The 17472-nt window shown below is 72.5% G+C and carries 12 protein-coding genes; 2 read left to right on the top strand and 10 right to left on the bottom strand.

Translation table 11 applies throughout. The features are described from left to right. Positions 1 to 223: 223 nt before the first annotated feature. Both ABD223_RS18070 and ABD223_RS18065 read left to right on the top strand, forming a co-directional pair. Complete coding sequence (locus ABD223_RS18070) at positions 224 to 1084, top strand: alpha/beta fold hydrolase (protein ID WP_344037435.1); 861 nt, start codon at positions 224 to 226, stop codon at positions 1082 to 1084. 213 nt (positions 1085 to 1297) lie between these two features. Continuing rightward, on the top strand, positions 1298 to 3697 hold the full coding sequence (locus tag ABD223_RS18065; RefSeq protein ID WP_344037434.1) for a glycoside hydrolase family 9 protein: 2400 nt from the start codon (positions 1298 to 1300) through the stop codon (positions 3695 to 3697). A gap of 6 nt (positions 3698 to 3703) precedes the next feature. Here ABD223_RS18065 and ABD223_RS18060 read toward each other — a convergent pair whose 3' ends face one another. From ABD223_RS18060 to ABD223_RS18015, 10 genes are all read right to left on the bottom strand, one after another. Further along, complete coding sequence (locus ABD223_RS18060; RefSeq protein WP_344037433.1) at positions 3704 to 4720, bottom strand: LacI family DNA-binding transcriptional regulator; 1017 nt, start codon at positions 4718 to 4720, stop codon at positions 3704 to 3706. A 118-nt stretch (positions 4721 to 4838) separates the two neighbouring features. After that, positions 4839 to 5696 carry a sugar phosphate isomerase/epimerase family protein gene (locus tag ABD223_RS18055; RefSeq protein ID WP_344037432.1) on the bottom strand — a complete coding sequence of 286 codons (858 nt, stop codon included), beginning with the start codon at positions 5694 to 5696 and terminating at the stop codon, positions 4839 to 4841. A 52-nt stretch (positions 5697 to 5748) separates the two neighbouring features. Next, positions 5749 to 6756, bottom strand: a complete 1008-nt coding sequence (locus tag ABD223_RS18050) for an ABC transporter permease (RefSeq protein ID WP_344037431.1) — start codon at positions 6754 to 6756, stop codon at positions 5749 to 5751. Then, positions 6753 to 8264 carry a sugar ABC transporter ATP-binding protein gene (locus tag ABD223_RS18045; RefSeq protein ID WP_344037430.1) on the bottom strand — a complete coding sequence of 504 codons (1512 nt, stop codon included), beginning with the start codon at positions 8262 to 8264 and terminating at the stop codon, positions 6753 to 6755. The genes ABD223_RS18050 and ABD223_RS18045 overlap by 4 nt, the downstream gene beginning before the upstream one ends. Before the next feature lie 43 nt (positions 8265 to 8307). Beyond that, positions 8308 to 10998 (bottom strand): RICIN domain-containing protein, encoded by a 2691-nt coding sequence (locus ABD223_RS18040; RefSeq protein WP_344037429.1) that lies wholly within the window; start codon positions 10996 to 10998, stop codon positions 8308 to 8310. A 356-nt stretch (positions 10999 to 11354) separates the two neighbouring features. Then, positions 11355 to 12488, bottom strand: coding sequence for a ricin-type beta-trefoil lectin domain protein (locus ABD223_RS18035; protein ID WP_344037428.1), 1134 nt, complete (start codon positions 12486 to 12488; stop codon positions 11355 to 11357). A gap of 284 nt (positions 12489 to 12772) precedes the next feature. Next, a complete protein-coding gene (locus ABD223_RS18030) occupies positions 12773 to 13963 on the bottom strand; it encodes a mandelate racemase/muconate lactonizing enzyme family protein (protein WP_344037427.1) in 1191 nt (396 codons plus the stop codon). 1 nt (position 13964) lies between these two features. Then, the gene (locus ABD223_RS18025) at positions 13965 to 14792 is read right to left on the bottom strand and encodes a carbohydrate ABC transporter permease (protein WP_344037426.1); all 828 of its coding nucleotides are present in this window, start codon (positions 14790 to 14792) and stop codon (positions 13965 to 13967) included. Then, on the bottom strand, positions 14792 to 15715 hold the full coding sequence (locus ABD223_RS18020; RefSeq protein ID WP_344037425.1) for a carbohydrate ABC transporter permease: 924 nt from the start codon (positions 15713 to 15715) through the stop codon (positions 14792 to 14794). The genes ABD223_RS18025 and ABD223_RS18020 overlap by 1 nt, the downstream gene beginning before the upstream one ends. A gap of 66 nt (positions 15716 to 15781) precedes the next feature. Beyond that, positions 15782 to 17050: an ABC transporter substrate-binding protein gene (locus tag ABD223_RS18015; RefSeq protein ID WP_344037424.1), complete on the bottom strand. Its 1269-nt coding sequence runs from the start codon at positions 17048 to 17050 to the stop codon at positions 15782 to 15784. Positions 17051 to 17472: the final 422 nt, after the last annotated feature.

Below are 17472 nucleotides of genomic sequence, written 5' to 3'. Positions count from 1 at the left end.
CCCACGTGCTCGCCATGACTTCGACTCCTCGTCTCGTTCGGTGCGTCGAGTATGCGCCTCCCGCGCCAAGGGCAGCAATGGTTTTTTCCTCATTCTCCTCGGAGGACGAGGATCGCGGCGGATGGGAAACCCATTCGCCAGCCCGCGTCGCGACGCATAACCTGCGCGCGTCCACCGGCAACGGACGGGATCCGGCAGTTGCCGCGTCATGGCGGAGAGGCTCATGCGAGACCACACGACCAACGACACGCAGCAGATCGTCCGGGCCAACGGCATCGAGCTCTGCTACGACACCTTCGGCGACCCCCGGCAGCCCGTGCTGCTGCTGATCATGGGCCTCGGGTTCCAGCTCGTGCACTGGCCCGACGAGTTCTGCCGGCGGCTCGCCGAGCGCGGCTTCCTCGTCGTCCGGTTCGACAACCGCGACGCCGGCCGCTCGACGCACCTGCCCGGCGCCGACTACGCGCTGACCGACCTGGCCGCCGACACCACCGGGCTCCTCGACGCGCTCGGCGTCGACCGAGCCCACCTGGTCGGGGCGTCGATGGGCGGGATGATCGCCCAGGTCGTGGCCGCGCTCCACCCGGCGCGGGTGCTGAGCCTGGCGTCGCTCATGTCCACCACCGGCCGCCGCGGCAGGGGCCGCACCTCCCCGCGGCTCATCCGCCACGCGTTCTCCAGGGGCGCCCGGACCGAGCAGCACGCCGTCGAGCGGCGCGTGCGGCTGTTCGGCACGATCGGCTCCCCCGGCTTCGAGCAGGACGTCGACGAGATCAGGCGGGCGACCGCGCTCTCGTTCCGCCGCGACCCCGACCACCGGGAGGGCAGGCGCCGCCAGCACAGGGCGGTGCGCGCGGCGGGCGATCGGACGGACCAGCTCGCGCGGATCACGGCCCCGACGGTCGTCATCCACGGAACGGCGGACCTCGTGTGCCACCACTCCGGCGGCGAGGCGACCGCGGCCGCGATCAGCGGTGCGCGGCTCCTGCTCATCCCGGGCATGGGGCACGACCTCCCGCCCGGCGCGTGGCCGACGATCATCGACGCGATCGCCGACAACGCCCGCCGCGCACCCCAGGGCTGAACCACCGGAGCACGGCTCGACAGATGGCAAACGCTCGCCGAAGAGGTGCGAAATTTTCTCTCTCCAGAGAGAACGTTGACCGAGACACTCCCAGTGGTTCACCATTCAGTGCTGAAGGCGCTCTTCTGGGAGCGCTCCCGGTCCGCAACACTGTCGTTCTGGATCGAGAATGTTTCGGCCAGGGTGGCGGCGTGATCCAAGGAGGATCTGCCCGTGCGCACTCATCACCGGCTCCGGCGGGGGGTGGCGGTCGCGGCGGCCCTGGCGTTGGCCGCGGCCGCCCTGGCACCGACGGCGGCCTCGGCGGCTCCCGACGCCGGTCCCGCGGTCAAGGTCAACCAGGTGGCCTACGTGCCCGGCCTGCCGAAACAGGCCACGGTGGTGACCGCCTCGGGCTCGCCCCTGGCGTGGGCGCTGCGCGACGCCTCCGGGGCGACCGTGGCCTCGGGGCAGACCGGCGTCCGCGGGCCGGACCCGTCGTCCGGCGACAACGTGCACGTCGTCGACTTCTCGTCGTTCGACACGCCCGGCACCGGCTACGTGCTGTCGGTGGCCGGGACGACCGGCAACCCGTTCGACATCTCCGCCGAGCCGCTCAAGCGCCTGCGGTACGACGCGCTGGCGTTCTTCTACCACCAGCGCAGCGGCACGCCGATCGAGGCGCGGCACGTCGGCTCGCAGCACGCGCGGCCCGCCGGTCACCTCAACGTCGCCCCGAACCGGGGTGACGACGGGGTGCCGTGCCGGGTGTCGTGCGGCTACACCTCGGACGTGCGGGGTGGGTGGTACGACGCGGGCGACCACGGCAAGTACGGCGTGGACACCGGTATCGCCGCCTGGCAGCTGATCAACGAGTACGAGCGCACCCTGCACGTCGCCGGTGCGGACCGGGCGGCCCTGGGCGACGGGAAGCTGGCGATCCCCGAGCGCGACAACGAGGTGCCCGACATCCTGGACGAGGCCCGGTGGGGCGTCGAGTTCCTGATGAGGATGCAGGTGCCCGAGGGCCGGGCGGACGCGGGTATGGCGCGGCACAAGGTCAGCGACGAGAACTGGACCGGTCTGCCGATGCGCCCCGACCAGGACCCGCAGCCCCGCCTGCTGTCGGCCGTGACGACCGCCTCCACGCTGAACCTGGCCGCCGCGGCCGCGCAGGCCGCGCGGGTGTGGAAGGGCATCGACGCGGACTTCGCCTCCCGCGCCCTGGCCGCCGCGCAGCGCGCCTACGCCGCGGCCAAGGCCAACCCGACGCGGTACGCCGACCCCGACGACGGCAACGGCGGCGGCACCTACGTGGACAACAACGTGACCGACGAGTTCTACTGGGCCGCGGCGGAGCTGTTCACCACCACGGGGTCGAGCGCCTACCGCGCCGACGTGACCGGGTCGCCGCTGTTCCGCGGCCGGGGGTTCGACCAGGGCGGGTTCGACTGGTGGTGGACCGCGGGCCTGGGCGACACGACGTTGGCGCTGGTGCCCAACGGGCTGCCCGCCTCGGACGTGGCGGCCACCCGCGCGGCGTTCGCCTCCTACGGCGACCGGTTGCTCGACCAGGCCTCGACGCAGGGCTACCCCGCGCCGGCGAGCGGCTACTACTGGGGTTCCAACGGCGTGATCGCCAACTCGGCCAACGTGCTGGCCCTGGCGCACGACTTCACCGGCCAGGCCAGGTACCGGGCCGGTGTGCACCAGGCGCTGGACTACCTGTTCGGGCGCAACCCGTTCAACCACTCCTACGTGACCGGCTACGGCGAGCGCGCCACCCGCAACTCCCACCACCGGTTCTGGGCCAACCAGCTGGACCCGTCGCTGCCCAACCCGCCGGCCGGTCTCCTCGCCGGCGGCCCGAACACCGACTTGCAGGACCCGGTGGCCCAGGAGCGACTGGCGGGCTGCAAGCCCCAGAAGTGCTACCTGGACGACATCAACGCCTGGTCGGTCAACGAGGTGGCGCTGAACTGGAACGCCGCGCTGGCGTGGCTGTCGGCGTGGGCGGCGGAGAAGGCCGGGTCCGGCTCGCCCGCGGACACCACCGCGCCCGGCACGCCGCCGGGCCTGACCGCGACGGCCTCGGGCGACTCGGTGTCGCTGTCGTGGGGCGCGTCGACCGACGACGTCGGCGTGACCGGCTACGACGTCCTGCGCGCCACCGGCTCGTCCGGCGCGTTCACCCGGGTCGCCACGGTGTCGGGCACGTCCCACGCCGACCGCGGCCTGGCGGCGGGCGCCTACCGCTACCAGGTGCGGGCGCGGGACGCGGCGGGCAACACCTCCCCCGCGTCGTCGCCGGTGCCGGTGACCGTGCCGGGCGGTGGCGCCGGTTGCGCGGTCGTCGCCGCGGTGCAGACCCAGTGGGACACCGGTTACGTCGTGCAACCCGTGCGGGTGACCAACACCGGGTCGTCGCCGATCACCTGGGTGGTCGCGTTCACCCTGCCGTCCGGGCACTCCGTCACCGGGTCGTGGAACGCGGCGGTGTCCACCAGCGGCCAGGGCGCGACCGCGCGGGCCCCCCGCCCGCTGGCGCCCGGTGCGACGGCCGAGTTCGGCTTCCAGGCGTCGCGCCCCAGCGGCGCCACCGCGCTGCCCCCGAACTACACCTGCGCCGGCTGACCCCCGTCACGGCGGCGGTGCGGTGCTGCCCCGGACGACCAGCTTCGTCGGCAACTCGACGCGGTCGTTGTCCGGCTCACCGCCCGCCGCCAGGACCAGCAGCATCCCGGCGGCCTCCGCGCCCATCCGCCGCAGCGGCTGCCGCACGGTGGTCAGCGGCGGGTCCGACCACAGGGTGAACGCCAGGTCGTCGAAACCGACCACGCTCAGGTCGTGCGGGACGCGCAACCCCATCTCACGTGCGGCTTCGTAGGCGCCCAGGGCTTGCAGGTCGTTGGCGGCGAAGATGGCGGTGGGCCGGTCGGGCAGCCGCAACAACTCGCGCGCGGCGTCACGACCACCCTCGTGGTAGAGCGGCGCGGTCCGCACCAACCTGCGGTCCTGCCGCACACCGGCCGCGTCGAGCGCCGCCCGGTGGCCGTCGAGGCGGGCGCGGCAGCACAGGAACTCCGACGGGCCGTTGACCATCGCGATGCGGCGGTGCCCCAGCCCGACCAGGTGACGGGTGGCGACCAGGCCGCCGTTCCAGTTCGTCGCGCCCACCGACGGGATCGAGTGGGTCGGCTCACCCGTCGGGTCCAACGCCACCAGCGGGATGGCGCGACTGCCCAGCTGCGCCAACTGGGCCTCGCTGAACTCCGCCGACACCGCGATGACGCCCACCGGCCGGCGGGCCAGCATCTGCCGCGCCCACGCGCTCTCCGGGGTGTGGCCACCCCGCATCTCCGTCAGCGTCACCGCCAGGCCGTGCGGGCGGACCGCCTCCTCCACCCCGCGGATGATCTCCAGCGCCCACAGGCTGTCCAACGACTGGAAGACCACCTCGACGATCGGGACCGCTTCGGCCTTCTCGTTCTTCTGGAAGCCGTGCTCGCGGATCAGCTCCTCGATGCGCCTGCGCGTCCCGTCGGACACACCCGGCCGGCCGTGGATCACCTTCGACACGGTCGAGGCGGACACCCCGGCCAGGTCCGCGATCCGGGAAACCCGCACCTCACCGCCCGCGCGCCCATCCACAGCCACGAACGGCAGCCTACGCGAGGCGGCGCGGTCAACCGATCATGCCCCGCCGGCCCGCCCGTCGCCGGAACCGGGGCGCGACAGCCGCGACGCGGGACCCCGCAGCCTGGCCGCGGACCGCTCAGCGGGCGCCGACCACCCCCCTGAGGAACTCCAGCCCGTCCACGGCGAGCGCGTCCTGGGTCGGCGCGAGCGGGCGCCAGATGGACGCGGCGGTCGCGATGCTCGCGTTCCCGGCGGTGAACGACTCGATGCACAGCGGCCCGGTGTAGCCGGCCCCGGCGAGCGCGGCGGCGATGTCGGGCCAGTCGAGGTGGTCGGCGCCCGGCGCGCCGCGGTCGTTGGCGCACACCTGGACGTGCGCGATCCGGCCCCGGGCGGACCGGATCGCGTCGCCGACGTGCTTCTCCTCGATGTTCTGGTGGTAGACGTCGACCGCGACGCCGCACCCGTCGACGGGCAGCCCGTCCAGCGCCGCGAGGGTCTGCCCGATCGTGTTCAGCAGGCTGGTCTCGTACCGGTTGAGGGGTTCGACCGCGACCCGCACGCCCGCCGCGCGGGCGTGCTCGACCACCGGCGCCAGGTTGTCCCGCAGCTCGGCGATGCGGTCGCGCCGCTCCCGCTCCGCCATGCGCCACGTGCGGCCGACCGACGCGTAGGCGGGACCCGCGACGACCGGCGACCCGACCTCCGCCGCGATGTCCACGACCCGTCGGAGGTAGTCCTGGGTGGCGCCGACGGTCGAGGGCCCCGCCGCGACCAGTTCCCGGCCCGGCGGCATCACCAGGCACACCGTCGCGGCGAGCCCGTGGTCGGCCAGCACGCGCGCGGCGCGGGCCGGGTCCCAGTCGCCGACCTCCTCCACCGGGAGTTCGAGCACGTCGAACCCCCACCCGGCCACGCGCGAGGCCAGCTCGGCCAGTGCCGCGTCGCGCAGCGGCGACGTCCACACCCACGTGCTCACACCGATCGGGTGCACCGTTCCTCCGTCCGGACCGGGGTCGCGGGATCTCTCCCGCGGAGATGGGGGTTCAGCCGCGAACGGGGTCGGGCGGGCCGGCGCGGAGCCGGGACCCGAGCCGCCGCCCGCCGCCGCGGGCGGCGTACGCGACGGCGGCGATGATGATCACGCCCTGGATCGCGGACTCCGGTGCGCCGGTGACGCCGAGCAGGTTGAGCAAGGAGAAGAGGGCTTCGAGGGTGAGCGCGCCGGCCGCCGCCGCCACGACGGAACCCCGGCCGCCGCCGAGCACGACGCCACCGAGCACGACCGCGGTGATGGCGCGGAACTCCAGGCCGCTGCCGACCTGCGCCGACACGCCCGCGAACCCGCCGAGCAGGATCGCGGCCAGTGCGGCGAGCAGGCCGGACAGCGCGAACGCCAGCACCTTCAGGCGGTCCACCCGACCGCCGGCCAGGCGCACCGCGTTCTCGTTGTCCCCCACCGCCACGAGCGTGCGGCCGGTGCCGCCGCGCAGGAACAGCACCGCGGCGACGAGGACGGCCAGCAGGATCGCCACCGACCACGGCAGGTGGCCCAGGACCGGCAGGTCGACGCCGCCGCGACCGAACACGCGGAACGACGACGACAGCGCGCCGCGCGGCGCGCCACCGGTCCACAGGAACACCGCGCCGTCGAGGACGAGCAGCATCCCGAGGGTCGCGATGAACGACGGCACCAGCAGCTTCGTCGTGACCAGCCCGTTGACCAGGCCGACCAGCAGGCCGAAGCCGAGCAGCAGCGCGATCACCCAGCCCGTCGCCGACTCCCGGCCGTCGACCAGGCGGGCCGCGACCACCACCTCGGCGGTGACCAGCGAGCCGACCGACAGGTCGAACCCGCCGGAGACGACGACGAAGTACTGGCCGACGGCGAGCAGCACCAGCGGCGCGGCGCGCTTGAGCAGCGCCAGGTACCCGGCCGCCTCCGAGTAGGCGGGGCCGGCGAAGGCCAGCGCCACCAGCAGCACGGCCAGCACCGCCAGCACCGGCGCGGCGCCTTCCGCCAGGCGGGGCCGCCACGTGGTCGGCGCGCTCACGCGACTTCTCCCGCACCGTGCCCCGTGGCGAGGCCCATGACGGCTTCCTCGGCGGCGCCCGCGGGGAGTTCGCCGGCGATCGCGCCCTCGTGGACGACCAGGACCCGGTCGCTCATGCCGATCAGCTCGGGCAGTTCGGAGGAGATCATCAGGATCGCGACCCCGCCGCGCGCCAGGTCGCGCAGCAGCCGGTGCACCGCCTGCTTCGCGCCGACGTCGACACCGCGCGTCGGCTCGTCCACGACGAGCACGCGCGGTCCCACGGCCAGCCACTTGGCCAGCACGACCTTCTGCTGGTTGCCGCCCGACAGGTACCGCACCTCCTGGTGCTCGCCCCGGGAGACGACCGCGACGGACCCCAGCAGCGCGGCCAGGTCGGCGCGCTCGCGCCCGCGGCGGCCGGTGAACGCCGCGCGGCGCACCAGCAGCGCGTTGTCCCGGATGGACTGGCGCAACGCCAGGCCCTCGCCCTTGCGGTCCTCGGTGACGTATCCGATCCCCAGCCGCACGGCGGCACGCGGGTCGGTGACGCGCCGCACGACGCCGTCGACCTCCAGCGCGCCGGTGGTGAACGGCTCGACGCCGCAGATCGCCCGCGCGATCGCCGACCGCCCGGAGCCCTGGAGCCCGGCGATGCCGACGACCTCGCCCGCCCGCAGCTCGAACGTCAGGTCGCGGACCCGGTCGTTGCCCGCGCCGCGCAGCGCCAACCGCACGTCACCGAGGTCGTCCGGGGTGGCGCGGTCGGGGTGGCGCGCGTCGAGCGAACGCCCGACCATGTGGCGCACGAGCCGGTCGGGGGTCAGCTCGGCGGTGAGCGCGCAGGTGACGAACGCGCCGTCCTTGAGCACGGTGATCCGCTCGCTCAGGTCGAACACCTCGCGCATCCGGTGCGAGACGTAGAGGATCGCGATCCCCTTGGCGCGCAACCGGTCCACCAGGCCGTGCAGCAACCCCACCTCGTGGTCGGCCAAGGCGGCGGTCGGCTCGTCCATCGCCAGAACCCGGGGGTCGGTGGACAGCGCTTTGACGATCTCCACGACCTGCTTCTGCGCCACCGACAACCGGGTGACGGTGGTGGTCGGGTCGATCCCGCCCTCGCCGAGCAGGTCCAGCAACCCCCTGGTGTCCGCCTCCATCTTCCGGCGGTCGACCCGGCCCCGGCGGACCGGCTCGCGGCCGAGGTGGACGTTCTCCGCGACGGTGCGGTGCTCCAGCAGGGTGAACTCCTGGTGGATGATCGCGATGCCCGCTTCCCGGGCGTCGCGGGGCGTGGCGAGCACGACCGGCTCGCCGTTGACCTCCACCCGACCGGAATCGGGCCGGTGCACGCCCGCGAGGACCTTGAGCAGCGTCGACTTGCCCGCGCCGTTCTCGCCCACGAGCGCGTGCACCTCGCCCGCGCGCAACTCCAGGTCGACACCGCGCAGCACGGGCACGCCGAGGAAGCTCTTCGTGATGTCGGCGAGCCGGACGACGACGTCCGGCTCGCGGGGGTGCTCGCTCATGGCTGGTGTCAACGAGAAGTCCGTCCCATTCCGGTGATCCGGTTCAGCTGCGCAGGCTCCACTGCTGGTTGGCCCCACCGCCGCAGGACCAGAGGATGATCCTGGTCCCGTTCGCGGTGGCGGCGCCGTTGGCGTCCAGGCACAGCCCGGACTGCACGCCGGTGATGGTGCCGTTGGCGTTGACGTTCCACTGCTGGTTGGCCTGCCCGTTGCAGTCCCAGATCACCACGGCGGTGCCGTTGGCGGTGCCCTGGTCGCTGGCGTCCAGGCACTTGGTCCCGGACACCTGCAACTGCCTGCCCGAGGTGTGGGTGAAGCGCTGGTTGGCGCCGCCGTGGCAGTCCCACAGCTGGGCCTGGGCGCCGTTGGTCGTGGCCGCGCCGGCGATGTCGACGCACCGGCCGGACTGCCCGCCGACGATCGTGGCGCCCTGCTGACCGCCGCCCTGCCGCCGGGCGATCGAACTCGACTCGGGCGACCGGTTCCCCTGCGCGTCCACGACGTACAGCCGGTAGTCGCCGGGTGAGGCCGGCACGTCGATGGTCGTCGCGGTGCCGCTCGCCCTGGTCATCGTCGGACCGGCGGCGAAGGCGGTCGTGCCCCGGGGCGCCAACCAGACCGTCCTGGTCGCGTCGCCGGTGCTCCGGATGGGGATCGACGAGCTCCCGGCACCGACGAACGTGCTGGACGGCAGGACGTGGTCCGGGCTGGACCGCGTGCCCGGCGGCAGGATGTCCCGGTACTGGTCCTGCAACCCGGAGTTCACCGCGACGGCGTGGGCCGGCGCCGGCCACACGTAGTCGGGGTAGGTGAGGATGTCCTGGATCGTGCTGTTCGGCAGGTTCTTCTGGGAGACCTTGTTGATCGGCCCGTAGGTCTGCGTGATGCTCAGGTCGTGCTTGCGCCCGAAGTCGTCGGAGTTGACGAGCCAGGTGATGTTCTTGTCCACGCTCAGGACGTTGTCGCGGAAGCTGATGTGCGCGGAGCCCTCGTCCGGGTGAAGCCCGTACTTGTGGCCGGCCGGGACGCCCTGGAGGTAGTTGTCGGTGATGGTGGTGCCCGGTTGGCTGCCCAGCGTGTAGATGGGGGCCGTGTCGCTGAGGCGCTGCACCGTGTCGATGATGTGGTTGTGGCTGATGGTGTTGTTCCTCGCCGTGGTGGTCGGCCGGTTGGGCGCGATCGAGCCCGACGACCCGTCGAAGTTCCACCACCCCCAGCCGAGCGTGATGCCCGACCACGGGCTCTTCTCGATCCGGTTGTGCTGGATCGTGAGGGTGTCGGCGAAGTACGCCGAGATGGGGCTGTGCCCGTGGAACAGCACGGCGCTGTCGTGCAGGTGGTTGTTCCTGATCTCGATGTTCCTGGGCAGCCCCTCGACCTGGGCGGGGTACTTCTCGCCGTTGCCCGCCGTGTGGTCCCCGATGTAGACGTGCTGGGGGTGGCCCACGGTGATGGCGGAGCCGGCGACGTCGTTGGTGCGGTTCCCGGTCAACCGCGCGCCCTGCACGTCGTTGACCATGGTGATCCCGTCGACACCGGTGTGCTGGACCCGGTTGCGGTCCAGGTGGATGCCGTCCGCGTTCTCGACCTGGATGATGCCCGGCGCGACGTCGACGTTGCGGTAGTGGTAGACGTGGAAGTTCCCCTTGACGTACAGGGAGTTGCCCAGGTTGCCCTGCTGGGCCTGCTTGAACGCGGAACCGGCCACGGTGAACAGGTTCCAGTCGGAGTGCTGCACCGTGAGACCGGAGAACGTGATGTTCCGGACGTGGTCGGTCGTGGACGTGCCGGCGACCTTGAGCACGGTGGGCACGTTGTTCGGCGCGTAGACCGCCGCCGTCGCCATGTTCTCGGAATCGGACTTGTAGTAGTAGAGCGTCCGGCTGGTCTTGTCGAAGTAGAACTCGCCCGGTGAGTCGAGGAACTCGTGGGCGTTCATGAACTTGTGGCTACCGCCGACCTGGTGGTTGCCGTTGAACGCGCCCTGGGCGATGGCCGCGCCCGGCTGCTGGAACAGCGCCACGCGGTGGGCGCCGTCACCGCTCGTGGTGACCTGGCGGACGCCGACGATGGCCGTCGTCCAGGTCGTCGCCGTCTCGATCTCGACGTCGTCCGGGTTGCGGGAGATGGCGGGGAGATCGGCCAGGCCGTACCTGGCGCCGTCGCACTGCGAGCCCGATTCCCGCGCCCAGGAGGCCTGGCCGGCGGTGACGGCGTACGTGCCGTAGCACCCCTGCGAGGCGATCGTCTTGGTGGCCATGAACGCGCGCTTGTCGTTGACGTAGAGCGCCCGGAGCTTGTTGCCGCGGTTGAGCGGGGCCTTCCAGACGTTGCCGCCGTGCTGCGTCCACCCGGTCACCCGCACGCCGCCGCTCAGCACCGGCGTCTCGCCCGGGTACGCGGAGTAGAAGACCCGGTGCCCGTTCGTGCCGGAGTCGGCCGGCGTGAACTCGATCGCGCTGCCCACCGGGTACTCGCCCCCGCGGAGCTGGACGTGGATGTCGCCCGACATGCTCCCCTTCGTCGCGCGGACGACGTCCCGCGCGCGCTGCACGGTCCGGAACGGGGCCGCGATCGTCCCGGCGTTGGCGTCGTTGCCGTCGGGGGCGACGTAGTAGGTCGCCTGGGTCGCGGCCGAGGCCCGGGAGTGGTCACCGTAGGTCGGTAGCAGCGCGGCGGACGCGAACACCGCGATCGCCACCAACGACCTCACGGCGGTGTTGGCTGGTTTCACCTTCGTCTCCCTCTGCGGACACGTGGTCCGGTAGTCCATGAGAGCAACAGGGCGTGGGTCGCCGGGTTGTCCGGAGCCGGTGGACGGGCGGCCGGGGCGCGCTCGTCGGGGCCCGGGTGGCAGGGCCGGATCGCGGGCGGCGCGAAGACCACGGCACCGACAGGCTAGCAAGACATCCCATGTCGCCGAAAGGGTTCCGACGCCCAGGGCTTCACGACCGGCACCAGGGCAAGCCTCGGCTAGGTCAATACCTAGGCTGCGCAACCTTTTTGGCCGTACGACGCGGATGGGCGCCCACCGACGGGCCCGCGAATACATCCCATGTCGTACGGCGGCAACCCGAGCGCCAGGACCGATCACCGAGCGCGCTGGACCCATTGCTGGTTGGCCTGCCCGGTGCAGGACCGCAGGACCAGCGCGGTGCCGTTGCCGGTGCCGCGGTTGGCCGCGTCCAGGCACAGGCCGGACTGCGCGTTGGTGATCGTGCCGTTGGCGTTGGCGTGCCACTGCTGGTTGGTGTCGCCGTGGCAGTCCCAGATCACCACCCACGTGCCGTTGGCCGTGCCCCGGCCGTAGGCGTCCAGGCACTTGGTGCCGTGGACGACCAGCTGCCCGCCGGAGGTGCGCGTCCACGACTGGTTGGGCCCGCCGTGGCAGTCCCACAGCTGGAGCTGCGCGCCGTTGGCGGTCGTCGACCCCGGCACGTCGAGGCAGCGCCCCGACGCCACGCCGACGACCTGGGCACCCTGCGGCGCCACGGGGTCGCCGATGCTCCCGGGCACGGCGCGCAGCGCGGCGTACCAGGTCGCGGCCATCTTGTCGTAGCCGGTCGCGGTGGGGTGGATGCCGTCGATCAGGTCGGCCGTCGTCAGCGCGGCGTGCATGTCCACCAGGCGCACGCGCTTGCCCGCGTTGACCTTGCCCTGCACCATGCCGGGGATCGTGGCGTTGAAGGCCCGGGCGGCGGCCTCCTGCCCCGGGTTGGCCAGCGGGGTGATCGTCGCGACGAACACGTCGGCGTTCGGCGCGGTCGCGGTGATGCGGTCGACGAGCGCCGACAGCCTGGCGGGCGCGTTCGCCACGTCGCGGTTCTGGAGGATGTCGTTGGTGCCGATGTGCAGCAGCACCGTGCGCGGGGTCGTGTTCCGCAACCAGGTGACGACGTTCGCGTCGACCTGGTCGATCCGCCAGCCGGGGTGGCCCTGGTGGTCGTGGTCGCCGAGCGAGGCGGGACCGTTGAACTGCGAGCCGACGAAGTCCACCCGGTGGTTGCCCGACCCGAACCGCTGCCACAGACCGATCCGGTACCCGCCGGGTACCTGCGTCCCCTCGGTGATGGAGTCGCCCAGCGGCATGACCCGCACCCCGCCGTTGGACTCGGCGGCGGCGGGCCCGGCGGGCAGCAGCGCGGCGGCGACCAGCGCGGTGGCCAGGGCGGTGGTGGCCAGGGCCGCGGCACGGGCGGCGAACTTGCTGAGGTGTTGTCGCACTTGCGCTCCTACGACGGTGTGGGAGGGCGCGGGGGCCGGTCCGCCGGCCTCCGCGTGGTGGGTTCGGTCGCGTGCGCTCCACCGCTGGTTCGCGCCGCCGTGGCACGACCAGAGCTGGAGGGGGTGCCGTTGGCGATCACGGCCTGCGCGCCGGCCGGCCGGTTGTCGGTGACCCTCCGGCGGGGCAGCCGGTCCCGGTGCCGGAGGGCGAGGACGAGGGGGCCTCCTGGTGGGAGGTGGCGCTTCGGGACCGGGGGCCGGCGGCGACTCCCGGCACGGGTCGGTCAGGACGGCAGGGGGTGCAGCTGTTCCGGTGGCGCGGCAACGCCCTGCACCACCGCCAGCAGGCGCTGCCCGGCGCGTTCCGGCCGGACGTGCGGGCCCTCGGTCGCCGGGACGGCGAGCCGGCGGTGGGACGCGGCGACCGCTTCCTCGTCGACGCGGATGCCCAGCCCCGGGCTGTCGCCCAGGACGAACGCGCCGTCCTCGACGTGGAGGTCGATCGAGAGCCCCGTCGGCGGCCGCAGGTCCTGCAACTCGCTGACCATGTGGTTCGGCACGGACGTCGCGGCGTGCAGCAACCCGACCGGCGTGTGGCCGATGGGACTGACGGGCAGGTCGTGGGCGTGGGCGAGGGCCGCGACCCGCAGGAAGTGCGTGACGCCCCAGCCCGCGGCCGCCTGCACGACGTCGACCGCTCCCGTCGAGATCAGCGGGCGGTACTGCTCCAGGCCGGTGAGGTTCTCGCCGCTGGCGACCGAGGCGCGGACGCCGCGGCCGACGACCGCGTGCCCTTCGGCGTCCCACCGCCGGACCGGCTCCTCGATCCAGATCAGGTCCAGCACCCGCTCCAGCTCGCTGACGTGGCGGACGGCCTGCTTGCGGGTCAGCGCCTCGTTGACGTCGAGCATCAGACCCGGTCGGGTGCCCCGGCCGGCCCTGGTGAGCACGTCGCGCACCAGGATGAGGCGGTCCCGGTCCCGCTCGACGTCGAGCCCGCCCTTGAGCTTCGCCACCCGCAGCCCGCGGTCGGCGTAGGTCTCGTACAGCGCCACGAGCTCGTCGTCGCCCAGGCCGATGTCCAGCCCGGAGGCGTAGGCGGGCACGCGGCGGTCCCGCCCGCCGAGCAGTCGCCACAGGGGTTCCCCGGCGACCTGCGCCTTGATGTCCCACAGCGCGGTGTCCAGGGCGCCGATGGTGCCGAACACCGCGCCCGCGTGGCCCGCCTTGAACGTCTGCCGCAGCATCCGGTCGTACAGGGCGGTGACACCGCGCGGGTCCTCGCCCTCGACGGCGGCGAAGACGGAGTCGATCTCCACGTGCGGCCCGAGTCCGACGCCGGTGACGCCCACGTCGGTCTCGACCAGGACGATCGGCACCCGGACGACGCCGTCGGCGAAGACGCCGTTGGCGTCGCCGACCGGTCGGCCCCAGTCCTGGGCGGTGGTGAGGGTCCGGTAACCGGTGATGCGCATGTCAGCCCTTCGTGGCCCCTGCGGTGACGCCGTCGGCGATCCGGCGTTGCAGGAACAGGTAGACGACGAGGACGGGTACCGCGGCGATCAGCACGCCGGAGGCGAACGCGGGGATGTCGTCGGAGTACTGGCCCCTCAAGGAGGTGACCCCGACCATGAGCGTGCGGTGGTCCGCCGACGGCATCACGAGCAGGGAGATGAGCACGTCGTTCCAGCAGAACAGGGCGTTGAGCACGCCGACCGACAGCAGCGCGGGCGCGCCCATCGGCAGCATGATCCGCCAGTACACGCCGTAGGTGGTGTTCCCGTCGATCCGCGCCGCGTCCACGATCTCCGGTGGCACGGCCGAGTAGTAGCTGGTCATCAGGAAGACCGTGAAGGGCAGGAACTGCGCCACGTACGCGAGGACGAGGCCCGGGTAGGTGTCGACGAGACCGGCGTCGGCCAGGATCCGCGCCAGCGGGACCATGATCACCTGGAACGGGATGAACAGCGCCGCGAGGATGCCCAGGAAGAGCGCCGACGAGCCGCGGAAGCGCAGCCGGGCGAGCGCGAACCCGGCCATCGACCCGAACAGCAGCAGCAGCGCGACCGAGCACGCCACGACGACCACCGAGTTCAGGAAGTACCGGGACATCCCGACGCTCGACCACGCCGTGGCGATGTTCTCCCAGTGCGGCGAGCCGGACGGGGAGAACCGGTCGAGGACGTACTCGCGCCGGGTCTTCACGGCGACGTTGGCGGTGAACACCAGCGGGTAGACCGTCGCCAGCGCGAGCCCGGCCATCGGCACCACGACGACCCACCTCGCCAACCCCCGGGCGGCCATCAGCCCTCCCTCCCCGCGCGGCGCAGGACGGCCACCTGGGCCACCCCCACGACGAGCATGACCAGGAACAGCACCGTGGACGCCGCGGACGCGAGCGCGGGCTGGTTGAACTGCCCCTGCTGGATCCAGATGTAGTACTCGGGGAGGTAGGTGGAGCCCTCGGGACCGCCCCCGGTCATCACGTACAGCAGGCCGAACAGCGAGGTCAACATGCCGATCATGGTGGTGACGAAGACGAACTGGATCGTGCGGGTCAGGCCCGGGACGATCACGTGCCGGATGGTCTGCGGCAGTGACGCGCCGTCGACCTCGGCCGCGTCCAGCAGCGAGGGGTCCAGGGTCGAGAAGCCGGCCAGGAAGACGACCAGCGCCATGCCGAACGTCGCCCAGACGTGCACCCCGACGACGGCGAAGATCGCCACGTCGGGATCGCCGAGCCAGTCCACCGGCCCGAGGCCCACCCCTCCGAGGAGCGCGTTGAGCGGACCGTCGTGGGCGAGCAGCAGGTTGAAGATCGCCCCGACGATCACCGGTGACAGCACGGCCGGGAAGAAGTACACGCCGCGGTAGACCCGGTGCCCCGGCACCCGCAGGTGGATGAACGTGGCCAGCAGACCCGGGATGGCCACCGCCACCGGCAGCAGCAGCACCAGCAGGCCGACGTTGCGCAACGCCGTGCGGAACAGCGGATCGGCGAACAGCGTGGCGTAGTTGTCCAGGCCGACCGGTGTGCCGTTGCGGTCGCCGTCGCCGGTGAAGGAGAAGTTGACCCCGAGCACCAGCGGCCACAGGCGCAGCGCCACGATGATCAGCACGGCCGGCGCCAGCAGGACGAGCGGCGCCAGGCGCTCGGCCCGCGACCCGCGACGGGTTCGCCGCGAGGACGGCCTCCCCGGTCGCCGGGCCGCCGCTCCGGCGACCACCTCCTCCCCGGTCCGCCCGGCGGTCGCCGGGCGGACCGGGGAGGGAGGACCCCCGGGCGGCACGGATCAGCCCGCCGCGTCGGAGGCGGCCAGTTGCGCCACCGCCTCGTCCACGGTGGTCGAGCCGCTGAGCAGCTGCTGCGAGAGGCGACCCATCAGGTCGATCGTCTTGCTGGACAGGGCGACGTGCAGGGCGGGCTTGCCGGTCCTGATCCCCGCGGTGATCGCGGTGACGGCCGGGCCGCCGGCGGAGACGTCGGTGGTGGTGTCGGAGGTGATCGCGCCCGCGTCCGCGTGGAAGGCCCCCAGCGCCTCGGGCGACGTCAACGACCGCACCAGGTCGGCGGCCCGCTTCGGGTCCTCGGTCCACTTGGCGACCGCGTAGCCGATGCCGCCGTCGTACGGCAGGCTCGGCGTCGCCTCGGGGTTGACCACCGGCGCGGCCATGACGCCGACGTCGGCCGGGTCGAGGAACTCGGCGAAGTCCTTCCAGTGCCCGGTGTCGGACATCAGGCCGATGACGTGCGCGGCCCGGCCCGACTGGAAGACCGCGAACGCGTCGTTGAACATCGCGGTGGAGTTGACCCCGTCGTTGTTCAGGCCGCCGGCGTCGACCTGCCGCCAGAGCTCGAAGATCCGCTTCACGCCCGGCGAGGACCAGTCCCGCTCCCCGGCGATCCAGTCGTCGTACTCCGCCGGCGTGAGCACCGCGGAACCGATGCCGGACAGGAAGAACTGGATGCCGATGCCCTCCTTGTTGCCCACGCCGAAGCACTTCGCGCCCGTCTTGCCGGTGATGGCGCCGCAGTCCTCGACGAAGTCGTCCCACGTGCCGGCGGGCCGCTCGGGGTCCAGTCCCGCCTGCTCGTACAGCGCCTTGTTGTAGTAGAGCGGGTGGCCTTGCAGCGTCACCGGCGAGGCGTAGGTCTTGCCGTCCCGGGTGAACGCGTCCCAGCCGGCCAGCCGCTGCCGGTCCCGGGTCACGTACTCGTCCAGCGGCACCAGCGCGTCAACGCGGTCCCGGAGTTGGCCGCCGCCGTTGAACAGCATGACGTCGGGTCCCCGGCCGGCCTGGATCGCCGCGCCGAGCAGCGTGTAGTACTGGTCGAACGGCTGCGCCACGAACTCGACGTCGACGCCCGGGTGGCTCTTCGCGAAATCGGCCTTCGCCCGGTCGAGGTACGCGGCCGCGCTCGCGTCGCCGGACTTCCAGTCCCAGACCACCAGCCCGTCGCCCGAGCCGCCGGAGGACCCCGGCGACGTGGCGCTCCCGCACCCCGAGGCCAGGGCCAACCCCAACGCCGCGGCAGCCGACCACAGTGCGCGCTGCTTCATCGCTGCTCACTTCCCAGACGGCGGCCGGGCGATCTGCGCGCTCGGCGCGAGTGGCTCGTGGACCTGGCCCCGGCCAGCATACCGATCAACCACGTCCATGAGAACGATGAGTAGTACTTACCTGATCAGCTGTCCAGCGCATCGCGACGAAACGGGCAGGATGATCAAGGATTCGCTGCGGTGTCGCGAAATAAGCTCAACTTTTTCCTTGACGGCACCGCCATGAACAGGCTGTCATGGGTAGTTAGCACAACCCGATGAGTCAGACTCATCACCAGGAGATCCAGCTCGTCGGACTCCGACCCACGAGCACCACGACGTAGTGGAGCGGCTCATGCCCCGACGGCCGTACGGCCGCGCGCCCCGCGCGCCGAACCGGTGGCGAGCGCTCCCGGTGGCCGGCTCCCCATCCGCACGGCCCC

This window comes from Saccharothrix xinjiangensis, from assembly GCF_039527585.1.
GTDB lineage: Bacteria > Actinomycetota > Actinomycetes > Mycobacteriales > Pseudonocardiaceae > Actinosynnema > Actinosynnema xinjiangensis.
This window is presented reverse-complemented; position numbering and strand designations above follow the sequence as displayed.